Below are 24176 nucleotides of genomic sequence, written 5' to 3' on the forward strand. Positions count from 1 at the left end.
CTGTTTATCCTTGCTCTATTACACCGTGGGCAACATGAAATGTTTTACTGGACTCATCCAACATATCCGCCACTTGGCTTTCGGTAATAGAACTTACAAAAACCTGCGCCCCCGTCCCTTTTAGGCTATCTGCCAAACGTTGGCGACGTAGGCTATCCAATTCGGAAGCAAAATCATCGATAAGATAAATGCATTGCTTTCCCGTCAACTCGGTGAGGTGCTGCCCTTGTGCTACACGCAACGCACACACCATCAACTTCAGTTGTCCCCGCGACAACACATCTTCCACCGGGGTTGCGTTCACTTTAATCCGCAAATCCGCTTTGTTAGGCCCGCTAAAGGTATAACCCAACTGCTGATCCCGTTCGAAGTTTTTTTCCAGAATCGATTGATAAGGCTGATCTTTTTCCCAACCTCGATAATACTTTAAGTCGATATCGAATTCTGGCAAAAATGTGCGACATAACTGCTCTGCCACACTTTTCAATTGATTGACGTAACTTTCACGCCACTGGTCAATCTGTTCTGCCAAACGTGCTAATTCCTGATCCCAATAGCTGAGTTCACGATAGCTTTGTGCACTTTTCAACAGCGCATTACGCTGCTTGCTGAGTCGCTTAAACCGACCCCAAGCATCATAAAATGCAGGCTCGGTATGAAACACACCCCAATCGATAAATGCCCGACGCTGTTTCGGTCCATCGGTCAGCAGTTCAAAGCCTTCCGGATGAATCAATTGCAGTGGCAAAATCTGCGCTAACTGCGCCAACTTTTGCCCCGTTTGGCCGCCTATTTTAACCTCAGTTGAGCCATCACGCTGCTTATTAATGCCAACGGGTAGCTCAAATTGATCAGAGCTCAAAGAATGCTCACAAATCCGGCCATGCACAAACAGTTCTGGACATTCATTTTGAATGATCCGTCCGGTCAGCGAGCTTTTAAATGAACGGCCATGACCGAGCAGATAAATCGCTTCAAGCACGCTGGTTTTACCGCTGCCATTCGGCCCGATAAGAAAGTTAAAGCCTGCTGATAGGCGAATATCACAGGCTTTAATATTACGAAACTGTTGGATCACTAACCGGGAAAGCGGCATGGTAACTTGGTTATACCTTACAGACGGATTGGCATCACCACGTACATGGCGCTGTCATCACCAACATTCTCCACCAAGGCACTGGCGTTGGCATCCGACATCGAAACACGCACATTGTCGCAGCGCAGGGTGTTAAGCACATCCAAGATGTAGCTGACGTTAAAGCCAATCTCAATCGGCTCGCCTTCAAAGCTCACATCCAGTAGCTCTTCCGCTTCTTCTTGCTCTGGGTTATTGGCAGTAATGCGCATTTCGTTGTCAGCCAAATTAACCCGTACACCACGGAATTTTTCATTCGACAGAATCGCGGCACGCGAAAACGCCTGACGTAATTCTTCACAACCCGCTTGTAGCGTTTTGCTGGTATGTTGCGGCAATACGCGGCGATAATCAGGGAAACGACCATCAACCAGCTTCGAAGTAAACACAAAATGATTCACTTCTGCACGCAAGTTCGAATGACCGATTTGCAGCACCACAGGCTGCTCTGGCGCATCAAGCAATTTCACCAGCTCAAGCACCCCTTTACGCGGTACGATGATCTGCTTTTGCGCGAAATCCGCACCGAGCTGAGCTTGCGCCACCGCCATACGGTGACCATCAGTCGCCACAGAACGCAAGGTGGTGCCATCAATTTCAAACAGCATGCCGTTTAAGTAGTAGCGTACATCTTGGTTGGCCATGGAAAACTGGGTTTTCTCAATCAGGCCACGCAGTTCCGCTTGAGTGAGCGAAACTTGCACTTCACTTTGCCAATCTTCAATGTTCGGGAAATCACTGGCAGGTAAAGTGGCAAGCGAGAAACGGCTACGGCCAGAACGCACTTGAATGCGATCGCCTTCAAGCAGCACAGTGATCACGGCACTATCGGGCAAACCACGGCAAATATCTAAAAACTTACGCGCAGGAACAGTAATGCTGCCTGCTTCAAATTCACCTTCTAACGTCACGCGGCTGATCAGTTCCACTTCCAAATCAGTGGCGGTCATCGACAGTTGATTCTCTTCCACCTTAAGCAATAAATTGCCCAAGATCGGCAAGCTGGCGCGGCCACCTAAAGTGCCGGACACCTGTTGCAAGGGTTTAATCAAGTGGCTACGTTCAATGGTAAATTTCATAGTCTTCTCTTAAACGGGTGAAAGCGAAATACGCAAGTGCGCTAACCATAGCGCAAATTAAGAGGAAAGCGTACGAATCAGGTTCGAATAATCTTCTTTGATATCGTGACTCTCTTCGCGCAACTGCTCGATTTTACGGCAAGCGTGTAACACAGTCGTGTGGTCACGGCCGCCAAACGCATCGCCAATCTCTGGCAAGCTGTGGTTGGTCAGCTCTTTAGCCAGTGCCATCGCCAATTGACGAGGACGAGCGACTGAGCGCGAACGGCGTTTTGAGAGCAGATCCGCCACTTTAATTTTGTAGTATTCGGCAACGGTTTTCTGAATGTTATCAATCGTGACCAGCTTTTCTTGCAGCGCTAATAAGTCACGCAGCGCTTCACGCACGAAATCAATCGTGATCGGGCGACCGGTAAAGTTGGCGTTGGCAATCACGCGGTTCAGCGCGCCTTCTAACTCACGCACGTTAGAGCGCAGGCGTTTCGCAATAAAGAAAGCCACTTCATCCGGCAGATGAATTTGGTGATCTTCGGCTTTTTTCATCAAGATCGCGACGCGGGTTTCCAACTCCGGCGGCTCGATCGCTACCGTTAACCCCCAGCCAAAACGCGATTTGAGACGATCTTCTACACCACTGATCTCTTTCGGATAGCGGTCAGAAGTCAAAATAATTTGTTGGTTGCCTTCCAGCAGCGCGTTAAAGGTATGGAAGAACTCTTCCTGCGAACGCTCTTTGTTGGCAAAGAATTGAATATCGTCGATCAGCAAGGCATCCACACTGCGATAGTAGCGTTTGAATTCTTCAATCGCGTTGTTTTGCAGGGCTTTTACCATATCTTGCACGAAACGCTCAGAGTGCATGTACACCACTTTAGCGCTCGGGTTGTTATCAACAATCGCGTTACCCACCGCATGCAGCAGGTGAGTTTTACCCAAACCGGTGCCGCCATACAAAAAGAGGGGGTTATACGCCGCACCTGGGTTATCGGAGACTTGGCGAGCCGCGGCCAGACCTAACTGGTTAGATTTACCTTCCACGAAGTTGTTGAACTTGTGTTTCGGGTTCACATTTGAGCGGTGAGTAATATCAGCCGCAGCACTGTCATCATCCCAGGTTTTATGGATAGGTTTACGCTGCGCCAATTGCGCAGGCGCCGACGATTCCGCCGCAACATCCGCAGCCGTACGTACAGGCGCAGGTTTTGGCGCCACCACAGGGCGGCTACCCACTTCAAAGCGCAAATTAGGCACATCATTGCCACTGAATTCCATCAGCAGACGATTGATGTTATTGAGGTACTTATCGCGTACCCAATCCAACACAAAGCGGTTCGGGGCGAATAAAGTGAGAGTATTGTCATTGAGCTCCGCTTGAAGCGGACGCACCCACATACTGAATTCTGCGGCAGGTAGCTCTTCCTGAAGCCGTTGCAAACATTGCAACCATAGCGAAGATGACACGATTCCCTCACTCAAAAATCAACGATCGGTAAAGAGGAGCAATTCTACCTGTTGATAACTCAGATCGCCAGCGCTGGATCGTCGATCCAGTGAATAAGATCTAAGTTATTCACATTATTTTTCGACCGATAACTAAGATCCTCACACATTTTGCCCGTGCTACCCACATAAAGATCCACATATCTCAAGATCTTTAGTAGTTATCCCCATGTTTTTGATTTTGATCAGTTATTGTTAATAACTACTGGTTATTTCTTTTAATGATTTAATTGCCAGTAGGATATAAACATAATTTATACAGGAGTCACACAATGAAACACTTGTTTAACATCGCTCTGGCTGCCCTAGCCCTTTCTTCTGCCACCGTTCAGGCAGCTACCGAGGTGAAAGTCGGCATGTCGGGCCGTTATTTCCCGTTCACCTTCGTGAAACAAGACGAGCTGCAAGGCTTTGAAGTGGATGTGTGGAATGAAATTGGTAAACGTAATGATTATAAGGTTGAGTTTGTTACTGCGAACTTCTCCGGTTTGTTTGGCCTGCTCGAAACTGGGCGCATCGACACCATTTCTAACCAAATCACTATCACAGATGCGCGTAAGGCTAAATATCTATTCTCCGATCCGTATGTGATTGATGGTGCACAAATTACGGTGCGTAAAGGCAATGAAGCGATTAAAGGTATTGACGATTTAGCGGGCAAAACCGTTGCGGTTAATTTAGGTTCTAACTTTGAACAGCTCCTGCGCAACCATGATAAAGACGGCAAAATCAACATCAACATCAAAACCTACGATACCGGCATTGAACACGATGTGGCTTTAGGCCGTGCCGATGCGTTTGTGATGGATCGTCTGTCTGCGCTTGAGCTGATCGAAAAGACCGGTTTACCACTGCAACTCGCGGGTTCACCGTTTGAAACTATCGAAAACGCGTGGCCATTTGTGAATAACGAAAAAGGTCAGCAACTGCAAGGTGAAGTCAATAAAGCGCTCGCCGCCATGCGTGCTGACGGTACGTTAAGCCAGATCGCAATCAAATGGTTTGGTACCGATATCTCGCAATAATTCTGCTTCACCAAGCTAGACTCTATTCTATAAAGGTGGGACTTTCCCACCTTTGATTATTTTAGGAAGGAAAGCAGATGGGTTTTGACTTTCACTACATGCTTGAGCTGCTGCCAATCTTGCTCAAATATCTGGGTACGACTCTGGAAATGGCGAGTTGGGGGCTAGTTTTCGCGCTGATTCTGGCGCTGATTTTAGCCAATATTCGAGTGTTCAAAGTGCCGGTTCTGGATCCCCTCAGCCAACTCTATATCAGCTTCTTTCGTGGAACTCCGCTGTTAGTGCAACTGTTTTTGCTGTACTACGGTTTACCACAAATTTTCCCGCCATTAGTGGGGCTCGATGCTTTTAGCGCGGCAGTGATCGGTTTAACCCTGCATTTTGCTGCTTACATGGCCGAAAGTATTCGCGCCGCGATCATCGGTATTGATCGCAGTCAGATGGAAGCCAGCTTATCGGTGGGGATGACGACCTCACAAGCGATGCGCCGGATCATTTTGCCGCAAGCGGCACGGGTGGCTTTACCTTCATTGATGAACTACTTCATTGATATGATCAAATCAACCTCGCTGGCGTTTACCCTTGGCGTAGCAGAGATCATGGCCAAAGCGCAAATGGAAGCCTCATCCAGTTTCCGCTTCTTCGAAGCCTTCTTGGCGGTTGCTCTCATCTATTGGGTGGTGGTGCTGGTATTAACTCGCTTGCAATCTTGGGCTGAGCAGAAACTCAATAAGGCGTATGCACGATGATTAAACTGAAGAATATCCACAAAAGGTTTGGTACCAGTGAAGTGCTAAAAGGTATTGATCTTGAAATCCAACGCGGAGAAATCGTGGTCATCATCGGCTCTAGTGGTACCGGTAAATCCACTCTACTACGCTGCGTAAACTTTCTTGAGCAAGCCGATCAAGGCAGCATCAGTATTGATGAACTCACCGTCGATACCCAAAAACATACCAAAACCGATGTGCTCGCACTGCGCCGTAAGACTGGCTTTGTGTTCCAAAACTATGCGTTATTCGCTCATTTAACGGCGCGGCAAAATATCGCAGAGGCTTTGATCACGGTACGTGGCTGGAAAAAAGATCAAGCACACCAACGAGCGCAGCAAATTCTCGATGACATTGGCTTAGGTGACAAAGGGGATAGTTACCCTGCGGCACTGTCGGGTGGCCAGCAGCAACGGGTTGGGATTGGCCGTGCGATGGCGCTGCAGCCCGAACTGCTGTTATTTGATGAACCCACCTCCGCGCTCGATCCTGAATGGGTGGGTGAAGTGTTGGCTCTGATGAAAAAATTGGCGACTCAGCACCAAACCATGCTGGTGGTCACCCATGAAATGCAGTTTGCTAAAGAAGTGGCGGAACGGGTGATCTTCATGGCACAAGGAAACATTGTTGAGCAAGGTTCTCCACAGGATATTTTTGACCATCCACAGGATCCACGCTTAAGAAAATTTCTTAATCAAGTCGGGATCCGTTAAGGATCCTTGAGATTTTGCGGTTTGTCCGTATAATCGGCCGACCGGAAATAAAGCGGCAACCAGAATGAACTCTCTCATTGAGTAAGTTCTGACTGGGGAAAACCCAATCATTGACACCTTTTGTGACAGTGATTACAATTCCGCCTCTTTGTTGAGAGGCGTCGGCGTCTTCAGTGAAGACCTTAATGCCCACGCCGGGTTAACCAAGAACCTAAAACTACTGATCAGTAAAGGTAACATCATGTCTAAACGCACTTTTCAACCTTCAGTTCTGAAGCGCAAGCGTACTCACGGTTTCCGTGCTCGCATGGCGACTGCGAACGGTCGTAAAGTTCTGAATGCACGTCGTGCAAAAGGCCGTAAGCGCCTTTCAAAATAATCTCGAATTATTTTGAGTACGTACGCATTCAATCGGGAGTTACGTTTGTTAACTCCCGAACATTATCAAAAAGTCTTCCAGCAAGCTCACAGTGCTGGTTCTCCTCATCTCACAATCATCGCACGCGCAAATAATCTTTCTCATCCTCGTTTGGGACTTGCAGTTCCTAAAAAGCAAATAAAAACGGCCGTAGGTCGTAACCGCTTCAAACGTCTCTGCCGAGAAAGCTTTCGCTTACATCAAAATCAGTTAGCTCATAAAGATTTTGTTGTCATTGCTAAAAAGAGCGCGCAAGATTTGAGCAATGAAGAACTGTTTAACTTGCTTGGCAAACTATGGCAACGCCTCTCTCGCCCTTCTCGTGGTTAGCCATTGGTATTGTAAAACTTTACCAGTGGTTCATTAGTCCACTCATCGGCCCACGCTGTCGATTCACTCCAACTTGTTCCACGTATGCGATAGAAGCGCTGCGAGCTCACGGTTTTATAAAAGGATGTTGGTTATCCACCAAACGTCTATTAAAATGCCACCCTTTGAACGAAGGGGGCTTTGACCCCGTTCCACCAGTCCAAAAACAAGACAGAGATAAATAACGATGGATTCTCAACGTAATATCTTGTTAATCGCTCTGGCATTGGTTTCTTTTCTGCTGTTTCAACAATGGCAAGTAGCGAAGAATCCTGCACCGCAAGCGACACAGCAAGCCCAATCCACAGGCGCAGCTGATGCACCTTCATTTTCAGATGAGTTAGATCCAACGCCTGCACAAAATGCAGCAGCGCAGGCTAAAACCATCACCGTGACTAGCGATGTACTGACTCTGTCTATTGATACGCTCGGTGGCGATATCGTCAGCGCAAAACTGAATCAATATGCTGAAGAACTCGATTCTGCTGAATCTTTTGTCTTGTTGCAAAACACCCAAGGTCATCAGTTTATTGCTCAAAGTGGTTTAGTCGGCCCACAAGGCATTGATGTAACTAGCAATAACCGCCCTGCTTATCAAGTGAATGCAGAGAGTTTCACTCTGGCCGAAGGCCAAGATGAACTACGCATTCCTATGACCTATCAAGCCAACGGCATCGATTACACCAAAACCTTCATTCTTAAGCGTGGTAGTTACGCTGTGGATGTGGTGTTTGATGTAGCCAACAACTCTGGCAACCCTGCGACTTTAGGTATGTATGCCCACCTGCGCCAAAATCTGCTCGATTCTGGTGGCAACTTAGCCATGCCAACTTACCGTGGTGGTGCGTACTCAACCAGCGATGTTCGTTACAAGAAGTACAGCTTCGACGATATGAAAGATCGCAATCTTAGCGCACCAAACGATGTAACCGTAAACTGGGCAGCGATGATCCAGCACTACTTTGCTTCGGCATGGATCCCTCGTAATGAGCCTCAAGCTCAACTTTACTCACGCGTGATCAGCAACTTGGGCGATATCGGTATCCGTACCCCGAACAAGACTATTGCGAACGGCGATAAAGCAGAGTTTGAAGCCACCTTATGGGTAGGCCCAAAACTGCAAGACAAAATGGCAGCCGTGGCGCCTAACCTTGATCTGGTGGTGGACTACGGCTGGTTATGGTTCATTGCAAAACCTCTGCACTGGTTGCTGTCTGTGATTCAGAGCTTTGTTGGCAACTGGGGTGTGGCCATCATCTGCTTAACCTTCATCGTACGTGGTGCAATGTATCCACTGACCAAAGCACAATACACTTCAATGGCGAAAATGCGCATGCTGCAACCGAAACTGCAAGCGATGCGTGAACGTATTGGCGATGACCGTCAACGCATGAGCCAAGAGATGATGGAGCTGTACAAGAAAGAGAAAGTAAACCCACTCGGTGGTTGTTTACCGATCGTACTGCAAATGCCGATTTTCATTGCGCTGTACTGGGCACTGATGGAGTCGGTAGAACTGCGTCACTCTCCATTCTTTGGTTGGATTCATGACTTGTCAGCACAAGATCCTTACTACATCCTGCCACTCCTGATGGGTGCAAGTATGTTCGTGATCCAGAAGATGAGCCCAACAACGGTTACCGATCCAATGCAGCAGAAGATCATGACTTTCATGCCAGTCATGTTTACCTTCTTCTTCCTGTGGTTCCCATCAGGACTCGTTCTGTACTGGTTGGTATCAAACATCGTAACTCTTATCCAGCAAACGCTGATTTATAAAGCGCTGGAGAAGAAAGGCTTACATTCCAAGTAAGTTTAACTGAGTAAGAAAGAGGCGGCCAAAAGGTCGCCTTTTTGTTGGCTGCTGATTACAATGAGCCTAATTTAATCCTGTTCAGGTAACACTATGACAACAGATACCATTGTCGCGCAGGCTACGGCACCCGGCCGTGGTGGTGTCGGCATAATTCGTGTATCAGGCCCGTTAGCAGCCCATGTGGCACAAACGGTCACCGGACGCATGCTTCGCCCTCGCTATGCCGAATACTTGCCTTTTACTGATGAAAATGGCCAACAACTCGATCAAGGCATTGCGCTGTTTTTCCCCAACCCTCATTCGTTTACAGGGGAAGATGTTCTTGAGCTACAAGGTCATGGTGGCCCAGTCGTCATGGATATGCTGATTCGACGCATTCTGCAGATTAACGGCGTACGTCCTGCTCGTCCTGGGGAGTTCTCAGAACGAGCCTTCCTTAATGACAAGATGGATTTAACCCAAGCAGAAGCCATTGCTGATTTGATTGATGCTAGCTCAGAACAAGCTGCCAAATCTGCGCTGCAATCGCTGCAAGGCGAGTTTTCCAAACGTATCCATACCTTGGTGGAATCGCTGATTCACCTACGCATCTATGTTGAAGCCGCGATTGATTTTCCAGAAGAAGAGATCGACTTTCTGGCCGACGGTAAGGTTTCCGCCGATCTGCAAACCATCATCGACAACCTCGCCGCAGTGCGCCGTGAAGCCAATCAAGGCGCCATCATGCGTGAAGGGATGAAAGTGGTGATTGCCGGACGCCCAAATGCCGGTAAATCCAGCCTACTCAACGCACTTTCCGGTAAAGAGTCAGCCATCGTCACAGACATCGCAGGAACCACTCGTGATGTCCTGCGCGAGCATATCCATATTGATGGTATGCCACTGCACATCATCGATACCGCAGGGCTACGTGATGCCTCTGATGCGGTAGAAAAGATAGGCATCGAACGTGCGTGGGAAGAAATACGCCAAGCCGACCGCGTGCTGTTTATGGTCGATGGCACCACCACAGAGGCGACCGATCCACAAGACATTTGGCCTGATTTTGTTGACAAACTGCCAGAGAATATTGGGATCACGGTGATCCGCAACAAAGCAGATCAAACGGGTGAGCAGCTCGGGATCTGCCATGTCAATCAACCCACCTTGATCCGCCTTTCTGCGAAAACCGGTCACGGTGTCGATGCACTACGTCAGCATCTTAAAGAGTGTATGGGTTTTGCCGGTAATCAAGAAGGAGGCTTTATGGCTCGTCGTCGCCACCTTGATGCCCTAGAACGCGCAGCAGAACACTTAGATATTGGCCAACAACAGCTCGAAGGCTATATGGCTGGAGAAATCCTTGCGGAAGAGCTACGTATCGCTCAACAGCACCTTAACGAAATTACGGGCGAGTTCAGCTCTGATGATCTACTTGGCCGGATTTTTTCATCATTCTGTATTGGGAAATAGAGTAACGCTATGATTCATATCATTACGGGCAGCACCCTAGGCGGTGCGGAATATGTCGGTGACCACCTCAGCGATCTACTGCAAGAACAGGGATTTGATACCAAAATTCACAACCAACCCAAGTTTAACGACATCCCAGCAAAAGGGACTTGGTTGATCATCACCTCAACGCACGGAGCGGGTGAATACCCAGACAATATCCAACCCTTTATCCAGTCACTGCAGGATACACCGCCTAATACCGCCGCTCTACGCTACGCCGTGGTGGCTATTGGTGATTCAAGTTACGATACCTTCTGCGCTGCTGGTAAGCATGCCTACCAGTTACTAGCCGATATAGGTGCAAAACCTTTAGCCAACTGTTTTACGATCGATATTCAGCAGCATCCAGTACCCGAAGATGCCGCAGAGGCTTGGTTAAAGCGTGTGATTAACCGCTTTTAAACTCTCTCGCGTTATACATATCACAAGCGGCTGTTCAGGCCGCTTTTTTATTTACTGTGGATAAAAAGAGTATCCACCGAAAATCGAATGTTGCTTTTTTAAGCAACTCTTGTGTGGATAACTATAGTATTATCCGGTGATCTTCCTTTAGTTATCCAAAGAATAACTTTTATCCTCACCACCGCCTGTGTATAACCACCATTTTTGATCCCAGCTAATCCATGATCAGATCAGTGCTTGATCACATGATCTGATCATCTCAATCCGCATGATCTTGTTGATCATTTTTAACTTATCCACAAAGATCCTACTCCTTAATAGTAGATCTAATAAAAAGATCTCTATATAGATCTTTATATATATTTAATTACCTCTCAGGATCGGAAAAAGCAGGAAAGCGATTCTCTCGCCAATCGAAAGAGGTTAGAATACGCCTCTTTTGTTAACCCATAGTCTCAATGAATACCTGAGGTCGTTCATGCTTTATCACGAAACATTTGACGTCATTGTGGTTGGTGGCGGTCACGCAGGAACGGAAGCCGCCCTCGCTGCAGCACGTACAGGACAGCGTACGTTACTTCTTACGCACAATATTGATACCCTAGGCCAAATGTCCTGTAACCCAGCGATTGGTGGGATCGGTAAAGGACATTTAGTCAAAGAAGTGGATGCAATGGGCGGATTGATGGCACAAGCTATCGATCACGCAGGTATTCAATTTCGAACACTTAACGCCTCAAAAGGTCCTGCGGTACGAGCAACACGTGCGCAAGCGGATCGTGCGCTGTATAAAGCGTATGTGCGTAATGTTTTGGAAAACACCCCTAATCTCACCCTGTTCCAACAGGCTGTTGATGATGTGATCGTTGATAACGATCACATTCGTGGTGTGGTCACCCAAATGGGCCTAAAATTTCATGCCAAAGCCGTGGTGTTGACGGTAGGAACCTTCCTTGGCGGTAAGATCCACATTGGTTTAGAAAACTTTTCTGGTGGTCGAGCAGGAGATCCTCCGTCGATCGCTTTAGCACACCGTTTGCGTGAATTGCCTTTCCGCGTGGATCGTCTAAAAACCGGCACTCCACCACGTATTGATGCCAATAGCGTCGATTTCTCGGTATTGGAAGCGCAACACGGTGATAACCCGACTCCTGTGTTCTCTTTCATGGGGAAACGTGAGCACCATCCACGTCAAATTCCGTGTTACATCACGCATACCAATGATCGCACCCATGATGTGATCCGCGCTAATTTGGATCGCAGCCCGATGTATGCTGGGATCATCGAGGGGATCGGTCCACGCTACTGTCCATCGATCGAAGATAAGGTGATGCGTTTTGCGGATAAAAACAGCCACCAGATCTTTATTGAACCAGAAGGCTTAACCACGACCGAACTGTACCCGAACGGCATTTCGACCAGCTTACCATTTGATGTGCAAGTACAAATCGTACGTTCAATGAAAGGTTTTGAGAACGCACATATCGTTCGTCCAGGTTACGCGATTGAATACGATTTCTTCGATCCTCGTGATTTGAAACAAACCTATGAAACCAAATTTATCCATGGTTTGTTCTTTGCAGGACAAATCAACGGCACTACTGGTTACGAAGAAGCGGCGGCGCAAGGTTTGATGGCGGGTTTGAACGCTAGCTTGTACAGTCAAGACAAAGAAGGCTGGAGCCCACGTCGTGATCAAGCTTACATGGGCGTATTGATTGATGATCTTTCAACCATGGGTACCAAAGAACCTTACCGTATGTTTACTTCGCGCGCGGAATATCGCTTGCTGCTGCGTGAAGACAACGCCGACTTACGTTTAACTGAAAAAGCACGTGAACTTGGTCTCGTGGATGATGCGCGTTGGGCGCGTTTCAACCAAAAAATCGACAATATGGCCAAAGAGCGTCAGCGCCTGCAAGAAACGTGGATGAATCCAAACTCGGTTGGCGTAGAACAACTCAATGCTCTGCTAAAAACGCCAATGTCGCGTGAAGCCAGCGGGGAAGATCTGTTGCGTCGTCCAGAAATGACTTATGAGTTACTGACGACTTTGCCGGCTTACACGCCAGCTCTGGAAGATAGTGAAGCTGCAGAACAAGTTGAGATTCAAGTCAAATACGATGGTTACATTCAGCGTCAGCAAGATGAGATTGAAAAATCGCTGCGCCATGAACATACCAAGCTACCGATTGACTTGGACTACAAGCAAGTTAAAGGACTTTCTAACGAAGTGGTTCTCAAGCTCAGCACGGCAAAACCAGAAACAATCGGTATTGCCTCGCGTATTTCAGGGATCACTCCTGCGGCTATTTCCATTTTGTTGGTTCACTTGAAAAAACACGGCATGCTGAAAAAGGGAGAAGCGGCGTAATGAATCCGTTACGAGTCAAACTAGACGCCCTGATCAGCAAGACCACACTCTCAGTGTCTGAGCAGCAACGTGAGCAGTTGGTGGGGTATGTTCAACTGCTCGACAAGTGGAACAAAGCATACAATCTGACTTCAGTACGTGACCCAATGGAAATGTTGGTGAAACACATTCTCGATAGTTTGGTTGTCAGCCCACACCTAAATGGTGAGCGTTTTATTGATGTTGGGACGGGACCTGGGTTACCTGGGATCCCTCTGGCGATCATGCACCCAGACAAGCAGTTTGTTCTGCTTGATAGTCTAGGTAAGCGGATCCGTTTTCTCAAACAAGTGATCCACGAACTCAAGATCACCAACGTGTTGCCTGTGCAGAGTCGAGTCGAAGATTTCGATCCGGAGCAAGGGTTTGATGCCGTATTAAGTCGAGCATTTGCGTCGATGACAGATATGGTGAATTGGTGCCAACATTTGCCTAAAGCCGGAAGTGGTGTCTTTTTTGCGCTAAAAGGAGTAAGGCCTGATGACGAAATCACCCTACTCCCTGAATGGTGTTCTGTGACCGATATCAAAGCTTTGCAAGTTCCTGAGTTGGAAGGTGAGCGTCATCTTGTAATCTTATCGCGCAAGGGATAACAGCGAGGCATACCGTGGGTAAAATCGTAGCAATCGCCAATCAGAAAGGCGGAGTTGGGAAAACAACAACTTGTATTAATCTGGCAGCCTCTATGGCCGCCACCAAACGCAAAGTATTGGTCGTCGATCTTGACCCGCAGGGGAATGCCACCATGGCGAGTGGGGTTGATAAATATCAGGTTGATTCCACAGCTTATGAGCTGTTAGTTGAAGATGCGCCCTTTGATCAAGTGGTTTGTCGTAAAACCACTGGTCATTACGATTTAATCGCCGCTAATGGCGATGTCACTGCCGCTGAAATCAAACTGATGGAAGTCTTTGCCCGCGAAGTACGTTTGAAAAATGCCTTGGCGCCAGTGCGTGATAACTATGATTTCATCTTTATCGATTGTCCGCCTTCTTTAAACCTCCTTACAATCAACGCCATGGCAGCAGCAGATTCCGTGCTGGTTCCTATGCAATGTGAGTATTTTGCGTTGGAAGGCTTAACCGCGTTAATGGATACGATTAGCAAGCTTGCCGCGGTGGTCAATGATAACCTCAAGATTGAAGGCTTATTGCGTACCATGTACGACCCGCGTAACCGTTTGGCCAATGAAGTGTCCGATCAATTGAAAAAGCACTTTGGTAGTAAAGTCTATCGTACGGTCATTCCACGTAATGTCCGTTTGGCGGAAGCGCCAAGTCATGGTAAGCCAGCGATGTATTACGATAAACAATCCGCAGGAGCCAAAGCCTATTTGGCATTGGCTGGCGAAATGTTACGTCGCGAAGAAATTCCCGCATAAAACAACTATAGGAATTCGTATACATGACTAAACGTGGTTTAGGAAAAGGGCTGGATGCACTGCTGGCCACCAGTTCGTTGGCTCGCGAAAAGCAACAAGTCGCTTCACTTAGCCAGTCAATGTCTACCGAAGGTGAGTTGGCGGATTTGTCCATCTCTAACCTTAAACCTGGTATCTATCAGCCACGCAAAGATCTTTCACCTGAAGCCTTGGAAGAGTTGGCGGCTTCGATTCAATCGCAAGGGATTATTCAGCCGATAGTGGTACGCCACTTATCAACGGGTGGTTATGAGATTATCGCTGGTGAGCGACGCTGGCGTGCGGCTAAACAAGCGGGCCTAAAACAAGTGCCTTGTTTGATCAAACAAGTGGAAGATCGTGCGGCAATCGCCATGGCCTTGATCGAAAATATCCAACGTGAAGATCTGAACGCGATGGAAGAAGCCCAAGCTTTGGATCGTTTACAAAATGAATTTAGCCTAACCCACCAGCAAGTGGCTGACGTGATCGGTAAATCACGTACGACAGTGACGAACTTGCTGCGCCTTAACCAACTGTGTGACGATGTAAAGCGTTTACTAGAAACTAAGCAACTGGAAATGGGTCATGCTCGCGCGCTGTTGATGTTAGAAGGTGAACAACAAGTTGAAATAGCTCAACAAGTTGCGAAGAAGCAGATGACAGTGCGTCAAACTGAACAACTTGTAAAAAAATGTTTAAGTGACCCATCTGACGCAAAAAACGTGTCAGAAGACCTAGAAACACAACAATTGTCACAAAATTTAAGTGAGAAATTAGCGGCAAAAGTCTCTATAGTGAGATCTCCAAACGGTAAATCCAAAGTGACTATTAGTCTTGATGAACCTCACAAATTAGAGCTACTGATTGCCAAGCTACAAAACTAAGTGAGATAATTGATTTAAATCAATTGTGATAATTCACATTGTTTATGCGAAAGTTGTCGGATTGTATGCAAAATTGTAACTTTTTGCGGTGTTTTCATTGCAATCAGTTGATGCCACCGTATAATTTTCGCCAATTTCCCAGTACGAAAAAGCGGTTCGAGCTGTGGTGATTACTAGAGGTAAGAATACATGGTAGCTGTGCTAGCGAGGCAAGGACGAGAGCTTGCAAAGCGATTGTTATTGATCCAGTTCAGTGCAGTTATGATTGTGGCGGCTGCGTTTGCAGTGACTGTAAATGGTGATTGGGGACTTTCAGCGTTGATTGGTGGTGGCATTTTTGTCATTGCTAATGCTGTTTTTGCGTTTTGTGCTTTCCTGTTTGCAGGGGCGCGAGCGCTAAAAATGGTCGCGATTTCGTTTTATACGGGCGAAGCGCTGAAAATACTGATCACCATAGTTCTGTTTTCCGTTGCCTACATGTATATGCAGTTGGAACTTGTTCCACTGAAGCTAACCTATTTGCTGGCTCTAGGTATCAATATCTGTGCGCCAGTGCTATTCATTAACAACAAAAAATAGGATGAGTTATGGCTGCGCCAGGTGAAGCGCTCACACCTTCCAGTTATATCACTCACCACCTTTCTAACCTTTCAACTTACAAGTTGGGGTTGGTGGCGGAAGAGTCGAGTTTCTGGAACGTACACATCGATAGCCTGTTCTTCTCTGTTTTAACTGGACTGATATTCCTTGGAATATTTCGTGCAGTAGCCAGAAAAGCGACAGCGGGTGTTCCGGGTAAGCTGCAGTGTGCTGTTGAGATGGTGGTAGAGTTCGTTGACAAAAACGTCAAAGATACTTTCCATGGTCGCAATCCACTAATTGCTCCTTTAGCACTCACTATCTTTTGTTGGGTATTTTTAATGAACTTGATGGACCTTGTGCCTATCGATTTCTTACCTTACCCAGCACAGCATTGGCTTGGTATCCCTTATTTGAAGGTGGTGCCGTCTGCTGATGTGAATATCACCATGGCTATGGCTCTAGGCGTATTTGCTCTGATGATTTACTACAGCATCAAAGTGAAAGGTCTGGGCGGGTTTGCAAAAGAGTTAGCACTACACCCGTTTAATCACTGGATCATGATCCCGTTCAACCTGTTGATTGAGGTTGTTTCGCTGCTAGCGAAGCCGCTATCACTCGGTATGCGTCTGTTCGGTAACATGTTCGCAGGTGAGGTAGTGTTTATTCTTTGTGCGGCTATGCTGCCATGGTACCTGCAATGGATGGGATCCCTACCTTGGGCTATCTTCCATATCTTGGTTATTTTGATCCAGTCGTTTGTATTTATGATGTTGACCATTGTGTATATGTCAATGGCTCATGAAGATAACGATCATTAATAAATTGAATTTTTAATACCCATTGAATCTTTGGAGAAATTAGATGGAAACTGTATTGAGCTTCTCTGCAATCGCTGTAGCTATTATTGTTGGTCTATGTGCGGTTGGTACTGCGATTGGTTTCGCTGTATTAGGCGGTAAGTTCTTGGAAGGCGCAGCTCGTCAACCAGAAATGGCTCCTATGCTGCAAGTTAAGATGTTCATCATCGCAGGTCTGTTGGATGCGGTTCCAATGATCGGTATCGTAATCGCTCTGCTATTCACATTCGCAAACCCATTCGTTGGTCAGCTAGCTGGTTAATCACGCTTTGTCCTGACAAATCGTTTCGATTTGTCGTTGATTAACACTAAGTCCACTTTAGGGGGTAGCTGTTGTGAATATGAACGCAACTCTGCTAGGTCAAGCTTTAGCTTTTGGTATGTTTGTGTGGTTCTGCATGAAATATGTATGGCCGCCGATTATCAAAGCAATTGAAGATCGTCAGAAGAAAATTGCTGATGGTTTGCAAGCCGCTGAGCGTGCAAAGAAAGATCTCGACCTGGCACAAGCTAATGCTTCTGATCAATTGAAAGAAGCAAAACGCACAGCAACTGAGCTCATTGAGCAAGCGAATAAACGTAAAGCGCAAATCATTGACGAAGCTCGTGAGGAAGCTCAGGCAGAACGCCAGAAAATCCTGACTCAAGCGGAAGCGGAGATTGAAGCAGAACGTAACCGTGCTCGTGATGAGCTGCGTAAACAGGTTGCAACTCTGGCAATTGCTGGTGCTGAGAAAATTATTGAGCGTTCAATCGATAAAGATGCGCACAAAGATATTCTCGACAACATTACTGCAAAACTTTAACGGAGGGGGCATATGTCGGATTTGACTACAATCGCACGCCCCTACGCTAAAGCAGCCTTTGATTTTGCGGTAGAAAAACAGCAACTGGATCATTGGAGCCAGATGCTTGCTTTCACCGCTGAAGTCGCAAAAAACGAACAAATGCACGAGCTGTTAACCAGCTCGGGCTCAGCGAGTAAATTAGCTGAGATTTTTATTGCAGTTTGTGGCGAACAGCTTGATGGTCATGGTCAAAACCTGATTAAGGTAATGGCAGAAAATGGTCGTCTGTTGGCGATTCCAGCTCTCAATGAACTCTTTGCAGTATTGAAGCAGGAACATGAGAAGAAAGTGGATGTGGAAGTGATTTCCGCCACTGAACTCAGTGACCAACAGCGTTCAGAAATTGGCAGCAAGCTTGAGCAGCGTTTAGAGCGCAAAGTTCAGCTGAATTGCAGTGTAGATGAGACTCTGCTTGGCGGGGTCATTATTCGAGCCGGAGACTTAGTCATCGATAACTCAGCACGCGGACGTTTGAAGCGTCTGAGCGATGCATTGCAGTCTTGATGGGGATTGGAGCATGCAACTTAATTCCACGGAAATTAGCGATCTGATCAAACAACGTATTGAATCTTTCAACGTTGTTAGTGAAGCTCGCAACGAAGGTACTATCGTATCGGTAAGCGACGGTATCATTCGTATTCACGGCCTTGCAGATGTTATGCAAGGTGAAATGATTGAATTACCGGGCAACCGTTATGCACTGGCACTTAACCTTGAGCGTGACTCGGTGGGTGCGGTAGTAATGGGTCCATACGCAGACCTGCGTGAAGGCATGAAAGTAACGGGTACTGGCCGTATTTTGGAAGTTCCTGTTGGTCCTGAACTGCTGGGTCGCGTGGTTAACACTCTGGGTGAGCCTATTGATGGTAAAGGCCCAATCGGTGCAAAACTGACTTCACCTGTTGAAGTCATCGCACCGGGTGTTATCGATCGTAAATCGGTTGATCAACCTGTTCAAACTGGTTACAAATCAGTTGACTCGATGATCCCAATCGGCCGTGGCCAGCGTGAGCTGATCATCGGTGACCGTCAAACAGGTAAAACTGCATTGGCGATTGATGCGATCATCAACCAGAAAAACTCTGGTATTTACTCTATCTATGTTGCTATCGGCCAGAAAGCGTCAACCATTGCGAACGTTGTTCGTAAACTGGAAGAGCACGGCGCACTGAAAAACACCATTGTTGTGGTGGCTTCAGCGTCTGAATCTGCTGCACTGCAATACCTCGCACCTTACTCAGGTTGTGCGATGGGTGAATACTTCCGCGATCGCGGTGAAGATGCGCTGATTGTGTACGATGACCTGTCTAAACAGGCTGTTGCTTACCGTCAAATATCACTGCTTCTGCGTCGTCCACCAGGTCGTGAAGCTTTCCCTGGCGACGTATTCTACCTCCACTCTCGTCTACTAGAGCGTGCAGCTCGTGTAAACGAAGAGTACGTAGAGCGTTTCACTAAGGGTGAAGTGAAAGGTAAGACCGGTTCTCTAACCGCTCTGCCAATCATCGAAACTCAAGCTGGTGACGTATCGGCATTCGTACCGACTAACGTAATCTCGATCACTGATGGTCAGATCTTCCTACAAACTGAACTGTTCAACGCGGGCGTACGTCCAGCGGTTGACCCAGGTATCTCAGTTTCTCGTGTAGGTGGTGCAGCACAAACTAAGATCGTTAAGAAGCTCTCTGGCGGTATCCGTACTGCACTGGCTGCTTACCGTGAACTGGCAGCGTTTGCTCAGTTTTCTTCGGATCTGGATGAAGCGACCAAGCGTCAGCTGACTCACGGTCAGAAAGTTACTGAACTGATGAAGCAGAAACAGTATGCACCAATGTCTGTCTTTGATCAGGCTCTGGTGATCTTTGCTGCGGAACGTGGCTATCTGACAGACGTAGAACTGAACAAGGTTCTCGACTTCGAAGCTGCTCTACTATCGTATGCTCGTGCTCATTACGCTGAATTGGCAGCGCAAATCGACAAGACGGGTGCTTATAACGATGAGATCGAAGCTCAGCTGAAAAAGCTGGTTGACGATTTCAAAGCAACCCAAACTTGGTAATGAGGTCGGTGGCAGTTTCTGCCACCAACTAACGGAGAGTAACGATGGCCGGCGCAAAAGAGATACGTACTAAGATCGGGAGTGTGAAAAGCACTCAGAAGATTACGAAAGCGATGGAAATGGTGGCTGCTTCTAAAATGCGTCGTTCACAGGACGCTATGGAGTCATCACGCCCTTACGCACAAACAATACGTAAAGTGATCGGTCATGTCGCCAACGCAAGTCTAGAGTATCGTCATCCGTATCTAGAAGAGCGTGAAGCGAAGCGTGTTGGTTACATCATTATTTCTACAGACCGCGGTTTGTGTGGTGGCTTGAACATTAACCTGTTCAAAAAAGCCATCACTGATATGCAGGTTTGGAAAGAAAAAGGCGCGCAAATTGAGCTGGCGATTATCGGTTCAAAAGCCACTTCTTTTTTCAACAACAGCGGCGCGAAAGTAGCGGCTCAGGTTTCTGGTTTAGGTGATAGCCCAAGCTTAGAAGATCTGATCGGTTCGGTCGGCGTCATGCTGAAGAAATACGATAAAGGTGAGTTAGACCGCCTCTATCTGGTGTTCAACCAGTTTGTGAACACCATGGTGCAAAAACCAAAGATCGATCAATTGCTACCTTTGCCAAAATCGGACAGCGAAGATATGCAGCGTGGTCACATGTGGGATTACATCTACGAACCAGAACCGAAGCCTCTGTTGGATGCGCTTTTACTGCGCTTCATCGAGTCACAGGTTTACCAAGGTGTTGTAGAGAACCTAGCGTGTGAGCAAGCAGCCCGAATGGTTGCGATGAAAGCTGCTACCGATAACGCGAGCAACCTGATTGATGATTTACAGCTTGTGTACAACAAAGCCCGTCAGGCAGCGATTACACAAGAATTGTCGGAAATCGTAGGCGGCGCGGCTGCGGTTTAAGCTTAGGTAAAACAAACAGTTTAGAGGATTAACGATGGCTACAGGTAAGATCGTACAGATCATCGGTGCGGTAGTCGACGTAGAGTTCCCACAGAGCGAAGTACCAAGTGTTTACGATGCTCTGAATGTTGTGGATTCCAAAGAACGTCTGGTTCTGGAAGTTCAACAGCAGCTAGGCGGTGGCGTGATTCGCGCTATCGTTATGGGTAGCTCGGATGGTTTACGTCGTGGAATGACAGTACAAAACACTGGCGCTCCAATTTCAGTACCAGTAGGTACTAAAACCCTAGGTCGTATCATGAACGTGCTTGGTGATGCGATTGACGAACGTGGCGACATTGGCGCAGAAGAGGTGTATTCAATCCACCGCCCTGCACCAAGCTACGAAGAACAGTCTAGTGCAACTGAACTGCTGGAAACGGGTGTTAAGGTTATCGACCTGATCTGTCCGTTTGCAAAAGGCGGTAAAATCGGTCTGTTCGGTGGTGCGGGTGTAGGTAAGACCGTTAACATGATGGAACTTATCAACAACATCGCGCTGCAACACTCAGGTTTGTCAGTTTTTGCAGGGGTTGGTGAGCGTACTCGTGAGGGTAACGACTTCTACCACGAAATGCAGGAAGCGGGCGTTGTAAACGTTGAGCAGCCAGAACTGTCGAAAGTAGCGATGGTTTACGGCCAGATGAACGAGCCACCAGGCAACCGTCTGCGTGTAGCACTGACCGGTCTGACCATGGCGGAACGATTCCGTGATGAAGGCCGTGACGTACTGCTGTTTATCGACAACATCTACCGTTACACCCTGGCGGGAACGGAAGTATCTGCTCTGCTTGGCCGTATGCCTTCAGCGGTAGGTTACCAGCCAACACTGGCTGAAGAGATGGGTGTTCTGCAAGAACGTATCACGTCAACCAAGAAAGGTTCGATCACCTCTGTACAAGCGGTATACGTACCTGCGGATGACTTGACTGACCCGTCACCAGCAACCACGTTTGCTCACTTGGATGCAACCGTTGTTCTGAACCGTAACATCGCCGCTATGGGTCTATACCCTGCGATCGACCCACTGGATTCGACTTCACGTCAATTGGATCCATTGGTTGTTGGTCAAGAGCACTACGATGTGGCGCGTGGCGTGCAAGCAACGCTACAACGCTATAAAGAGCTGAAAGACATCATCGCGATTCTAGGTATGGACGAACTGTCTGAAGCGGACAAGCAAGTGGTTGCTCGTGCGCGTAAGATCGAACGTTTCCTGACTCAGCCTTACCACGTAGCAGAAGTCTTTACTGGCGATCCAGGGGTATACGTATCTCTGAAAGAAACCCTACGTGGTTTCAAAGGTCTGCTGGCAGGTGACTACGATGACATTCCAGAGCAAGCGTTTATGTACTGCGGTACGATTGACGATGCTATCGAGAATGCGAAGAAGCTATAAGGCTGACTAGGAGGCGATATGGCAGCAATAACCTTTCATCTGGACGTGGTGAGCGCAGAGAAAAAACTGTTCTCTGGCTTGGTTGAAACGTTTCAGGTGACCGGTAGCGAAGGTGAGCTGGGTATTTTCCACGGCCATACACCGCTGCTGACCGCTATCAAGCCTGGTATGGTGCGTATTGTGAAACTGCACGGCCACGAAGAGTACATTTATGTCTCTGGTGGTATTGTTGAGGTTCAGCCGGGCACAGCAACTGTGTTGGCTGATACTGCAATTCGTGGAGAAGATCTGGACGCAGCTAAGGCAGAAGAAGCCAAACGTCGTGCGGAAGAGCGCATTCTCAACCAGCATGGCGACATGGACTTTGCACAAGCGGCCAGTGAACTGGCTAAAGCCATCGCGCAGCTTCGCGTGATTGAATTGACCAAAAAGCGTCGTTAATCATGCTTACAAGCTGATAAAAAGCCTGACCTATGTCAGGCTTTTTTGTTTCTTGTGAGCGTGTTGATTCGCGAGAAAGTGCACGGTTAAGGGATTTTTTTGTCCCGTTATTGACTGATCACCAATAAATCAACGCGATTTTCTATGAAAATAATCGCCGTTCTTATTTTCGAGATAATCGCTGATTAACTATTTTCGGTTTGCTGTTTAAAATACGACGCAGAAAAATGACTAGGTAGATAACAAATGAAATTCAGTACGGTAATTCTCGCGGCAGGGAAAGGAACTCGTATGCACTCTAATATGCCGAAGGTGCTGCATACATTGGCTGGTAAGCCTATGGTTAAACACGTTATCGATACGTGTAATAACCTAGGCGCACAAAATATCCATCTGGTTTATGGCCATGGTGGCGATCAGATGCAGCAGGCTCTGGTCAATGAAAACGTTAACTGGGTATTGCAAGCACAGCAGTTGGGTACTGGTCATGCCGTAGATCAGGCCTCTCGACATTTCCAAGATGATGAAAAAATCTTGGTGTTGTATGGTGATGTTCCGCTGATTTCAGAAGACACTATTGAAAGTTTACTTGAAGCACAGCCCACCGATGGCATTGCACTACTGACCGTAGTGCTGGATGACCCAACCGGTTATGGCCGTATCGTACGTAAACGTGGCCCGGTGGTGGCGATCGTTGAGCAAAAAGATGCCAGCGAAGAGCAAAAGCTGATCAAAGAAGTCAACACTGGAGTGTTGGTGGCAACTGGCCGTGATCTTAAGCGTTGGTTGGCAGGCTTGAACAACAATAACGCGCAAGGCGAATACTACCTGACTGACGTGATTGCGGCAGCGCATGATGAAGGCCGCGCGGTGGAAGCGGTACATCCCTCGCACTCAATTGAAGTGGAAGGAGTGAACGATCGCATTCAATTGGCGCGTCTTGAGCGTGCTTTCCAAGCGCGTCAGGCCAAGAAGCTGCTTGAGCAAGGTGTGATGCTGCGCGATCCTGCACGTTTTGACCTGCGCGGAACACTGCAGTGCGGTTCGGATGTGGAAATCGATGTTAACGTGATTATTGAAGGCAATGTATCGATCGGTAATAACGTAGTGATTGGCGCGGGCTCAATTCTCAAAGATTGTGAGATTGATGACAACACGGTGATCCGCCCATACAGCGTAATTGAAGGGGCGACGGTCGGTGAAAACTGTACGGTTGGGCCGTTTACTCGTCTACGTCCCGGAGCAGAGCTACGCGATGATGCTCATGTCGGCAACTTTGTGGAGATGAAAAATGCTCGTCTTGGCGAAGGCTCAAAAGCCAATCACCTGACTTATCTTGGCGATGCTGAGATTGGCAAAGGCGTGAATGTGGGCGCTGGGGTGATCACCTGTAACTACGACGGTGCCAATAAACATAAAACCGTGATTGGTGATGACGTGTTTGTAGGCTCGGATTGTCAGCTCGTTGCGCCTGTGACGATCGGTAACGGTGCGACCATTGGTGCTGGTACGACTCTGACTAAGAATGTCGCTGAAGGTGAGTTAGTCATCACTCGCGCGCCAGAGCGCAAAATTGCTGGCTGGCAGCGTCCGGTGAAAAAGAAATAATTGAGCCGATTG

At 47.6% G+C, this 24176-nt stretch carries 26 protein-coding genes; 23 read left to right on the forward strand and 3 right to left on the reverse strand.

The features are described 5' to 3' along the window. Positions 1-4: 4 nt before the first annotated feature. The 3 genes from recF to dnaA are packed head-to-tail and all read right to left on the reverse strand — an operon-like array spanning position 5 to position 3675. Positions 5-1096 carry a DNA replication/repair protein RecF gene (gene recF, locus MKA69_RS04610; protein WP_001131360.1) on the reverse strand — a complete coding sequence of 364 codons (1092 nt, stop codon included), beginning with the start codon at positions 1094-1096 and terminating at the stop codon, positions 5-7. 17 nt (positions 1097-1113) lie between these two features. Beyond that, positions 1114-2214 carry a DNA polymerase III subunit beta gene (gene dnaN / locus MKA69_RS04615; RefSeq protein ID WP_305847586.1) on the reverse strand — a complete coding sequence of 367 codons (1101 nt, stop codon included), beginning with the start codon at positions 2212-2214 and terminating at the stop codon, positions 1114-1116. Positions 2215-2271: 57 nt separating this feature from the next. Beyond that, entirely contained in the window at positions 2272-3675 is a 1404-nt protein-coding gene (gene dnaA, locus MKA69_RS04620) for a chromosomal replication initiator protein DnaA (protein WP_188963016.1), read from the reverse strand. Positions 3676-3986: 311 nt separating this feature from the next. On the opposite strand from dnaA, the gene MKA69_RS04625 reads away from it, so the two are divergent. From MKA69_RS04625 to glmU, 23 genes are all read left to right on the forward strand, one after another. Next, entirely contained in the window at positions 3987-4739 is a 753-nt protein-coding gene (locus tag MKA69_RS04625) for an amino acid ABC transporter substrate-binding protein (RefSeq protein WP_305847587.1), read from the forward strand. Between the two features lie 77 nt (positions 4740-4816). Then, positions 4817-5488: an amino acid ABC transporter permease gene (locus MKA69_RS04630; protein WP_158120156.1), complete on the forward strand. Its 672-nt coding sequence runs from the start codon at positions 4817-4819 to the stop codon at positions 5486-5488. After that, positions 5485-6222, forward strand: coding sequence for an amino acid ABC transporter ATP-binding protein (locus MKA69_RS04635; protein ID WP_305847588.1), 738 nt, complete (start codon positions 5485-5487; stop codon positions 6220-6222). The genes MKA69_RS04630 and MKA69_RS04635 overlap by 4 nt, the downstream gene beginning before the upstream one ends. 241 nt (positions 6223-6463) lie before the next feature. Beyond that, positions 6464-6601 (forward strand): 50S ribosomal protein L34, encoded by a 138-nt coding sequence (rpmH, locus tag MKA69_RS04640; protein WP_000044781.1) that lies wholly within the window; start codon positions 6464-6466, stop codon positions 6599-6601. Positions 6602-6646: 45 nt separating this feature from the next. Then, a complete protein-coding gene (gene rnpA, locus MKA69_RS04645; protein WP_000957258.1) occupies positions 6647-6970 on the forward strand; it encodes a ribonuclease P protein component in 324 nt (107 codons plus the stop codon). Further along, complete coding sequence (gene yidD / locus MKA69_RS04650; RefSeq protein ID WP_001886301.1) at positions 6937-7194, forward strand: membrane protein insertion efficiency factor YidD; 258 nt, start codon at positions 6937-6939, stop codon at positions 7192-7194. The genes rnpA and yidD overlap by 34 nt, the downstream gene beginning before the upstream one ends. 2 nt (positions 7195-7196) lie before the next feature. Further along, positions 7197-8822 carry a membrane protein insertase YidC gene (gene yidC, locus MKA69_RS04655; RefSeq protein WP_000378225.1) on the forward strand — a complete coding sequence of 542 codons (1626 nt, stop codon included), beginning with the start codon at positions 7197-7199 and terminating at the stop codon, positions 8820-8822. A gap of 93 nt (positions 8823-8915) precedes the next feature. Beyond that, the gene (mnmE, locus tag MKA69_RS04660) at positions 8916-10277 is read left to right on the forward strand and encodes a tRNA uridine-5-carboxymethylaminomethyl(34) synthesis GTPase MnmE (RefSeq protein WP_305847589.1); all 1362 of its coding nucleotides are present in this window, start codon (positions 8916-8918) and stop codon (positions 10275-10277) included. Between the two features lie 9 nt (positions 10278-10286). After that, positions 10287-10721, forward strand: coding sequence for an FMN-binding protein MioC (mioC, locus tag MKA69_RS04665; RefSeq protein WP_000581308.1), 435 nt, complete (start codon positions 10287-10289; stop codon positions 10719-10721). 478 nt (positions 10722-11199) lie between these two features. After that, on the forward strand, positions 11200-13095 hold the full coding sequence (gene mnmG, locus MKA69_RS04670; protein ID WP_000965603.1) for a tRNA uridine-5-carboxymethylaminomethyl(34) synthesis enzyme MnmG: 1896 nt from the start codon (positions 11200-11202) through the stop codon (positions 13093-13095). Continuing rightward, positions 13095-13727: a 16S rRNA (guanine(527)-N(7))-methyltransferase RsmG gene (gene rsmG / locus MKA69_RS04675; RefSeq protein ID WP_055028243.1), complete on the forward strand. Its 633-nt coding sequence runs from the start codon at positions 13095-13097 to the stop codon at positions 13725-13727. Before mnmG ends, rsmG begins: the two co-directional genes overlap by 1 nt. Positions 13728-13741: 14 nt before the next feature. Further along, positions 13742-14515 (forward strand): ParA family protein, encoded by a 774-nt coding sequence (locus tag MKA69_RS04680; protein ID WP_000516545.1) that lies wholly within the window; start codon positions 13742-13744, stop codon positions 14513-14515. 23 nt (positions 14516-14538) lie between these two features. After that, positions 14539-15420, forward strand: a complete 882-nt coding sequence (locus MKA69_RS04685) for a ParB/RepB/Spo0J family partition protein (protein WP_000166631.1) — start codon at positions 14539-14541, stop codon at positions 15418-15420. A gap of 189 nt (positions 15421-15609) precedes the next feature. Further along, positions 15610-15999 (forward strand): F0F1 ATP synthase subunit I, encoded by a 390-nt coding sequence (locus MKA69_RS04690; RefSeq protein WP_000226750.1) that lies wholly within the window; start codon positions 15610-15612, stop codon positions 15997-15999. 8 nt (positions 16000-16007) lie between these two features. Next, positions 16008-16820, forward strand: coding sequence for a F0F1 ATP synthase subunit A (atpB, locus tag MKA69_RS04695; RefSeq protein ID WP_000729878.1), 813 nt, complete (start codon positions 16008-16010; stop codon positions 16818-16820). A 43-nt stretch (positions 16821-16863) separates the two neighbouring features. After that, a complete protein-coding gene (gene atpE / locus MKA69_RS04700) occupies positions 16864-17121 on the forward strand; it encodes a F0F1 ATP synthase subunit C (protein ID WP_000450922.1) in 258 nt (85 codons plus the stop codon). A 73-nt stretch (positions 17122-17194) separates the two neighbouring features. Continuing rightward, positions 17195-17665, forward strand: a complete 471-nt coding sequence (gene atpF / locus MKA69_RS04705) for a F0F1 ATP synthase subunit B (RefSeq protein WP_032470338.1) — start codon at positions 17195-17197, stop codon at positions 17663-17665. Positions 17666-17677: 12 nt separating this feature from the next. Further along, a complete protein-coding gene (atpH, locus tag MKA69_RS04710) occupies positions 17678-18211 on the forward strand; it encodes a F0F1 ATP synthase subunit delta (RefSeq protein ID WP_001281805.1) in 534 nt (177 codons plus the stop codon). Positions 18212-18224: 13 nt separating this feature from the next. Further along, a complete protein-coding gene (atpA, locus tag MKA69_RS04715; RefSeq protein WP_001176737.1) occupies positions 18225-19766 on the forward strand; it encodes a F0F1 ATP synthase subunit alpha in 1542 nt (513 codons plus the stop codon). A 44-nt stretch (positions 19767-19810) separates the two neighbouring features. Then, entirely contained in the window at positions 19811-20677 is an 867-nt protein-coding gene (gene atpG / locus MKA69_RS04720) for a F0F1 ATP synthase subunit gamma (protein ID WP_000896519.1), read from the forward strand. A 34-nt stretch (positions 20678-20711) separates the two neighbouring features. Continuing rightward, positions 20712-22115 carry a F0F1 ATP synthase subunit beta gene (gene atpD / locus MKA69_RS04725; protein WP_000190492.1) on the forward strand — a complete coding sequence of 468 codons (1404 nt, stop codon included), beginning with the start codon at positions 20712-20714 and terminating at the stop codon, positions 22113-22115. Between the two features lie 18 nt (positions 22116-22133). Then, positions 22134-22556 carry a F0F1 ATP synthase subunit epsilon gene (locus tag MKA69_RS04730; RefSeq protein ID WP_000719050.1) on the forward strand — a complete coding sequence of 141 codons (423 nt, stop codon included), beginning with the start codon at positions 22134-22136 and terminating at the stop codon, positions 22554-22556. 246 nt (positions 22557-22802) lie between these two features. Beyond that, positions 22803-24164, forward strand: coding sequence for a bifunctional UDP-N-acetylglucosamine diphosphorylase/glucosamine-1-phosphate N-acetyltransferase GlmU (gene glmU / locus MKA69_RS04735; protein WP_305847590.1), 1362 nt, complete (start codon positions 22803-22805; stop codon positions 24162-24164). Positions 24165-24176: the final 12 nt, after the last annotated feature.

The sequence above is a fragment of the Vibrio sp. AH4 genome, assembly GCF_030710545.1.
Taxonomy (GTDB): domain Bacteria; phylum Pseudomonadota; class Gammaproteobacteria; order Enterobacterales; family Vibrionaceae; genus Vibrio; species Vibrio metoecus.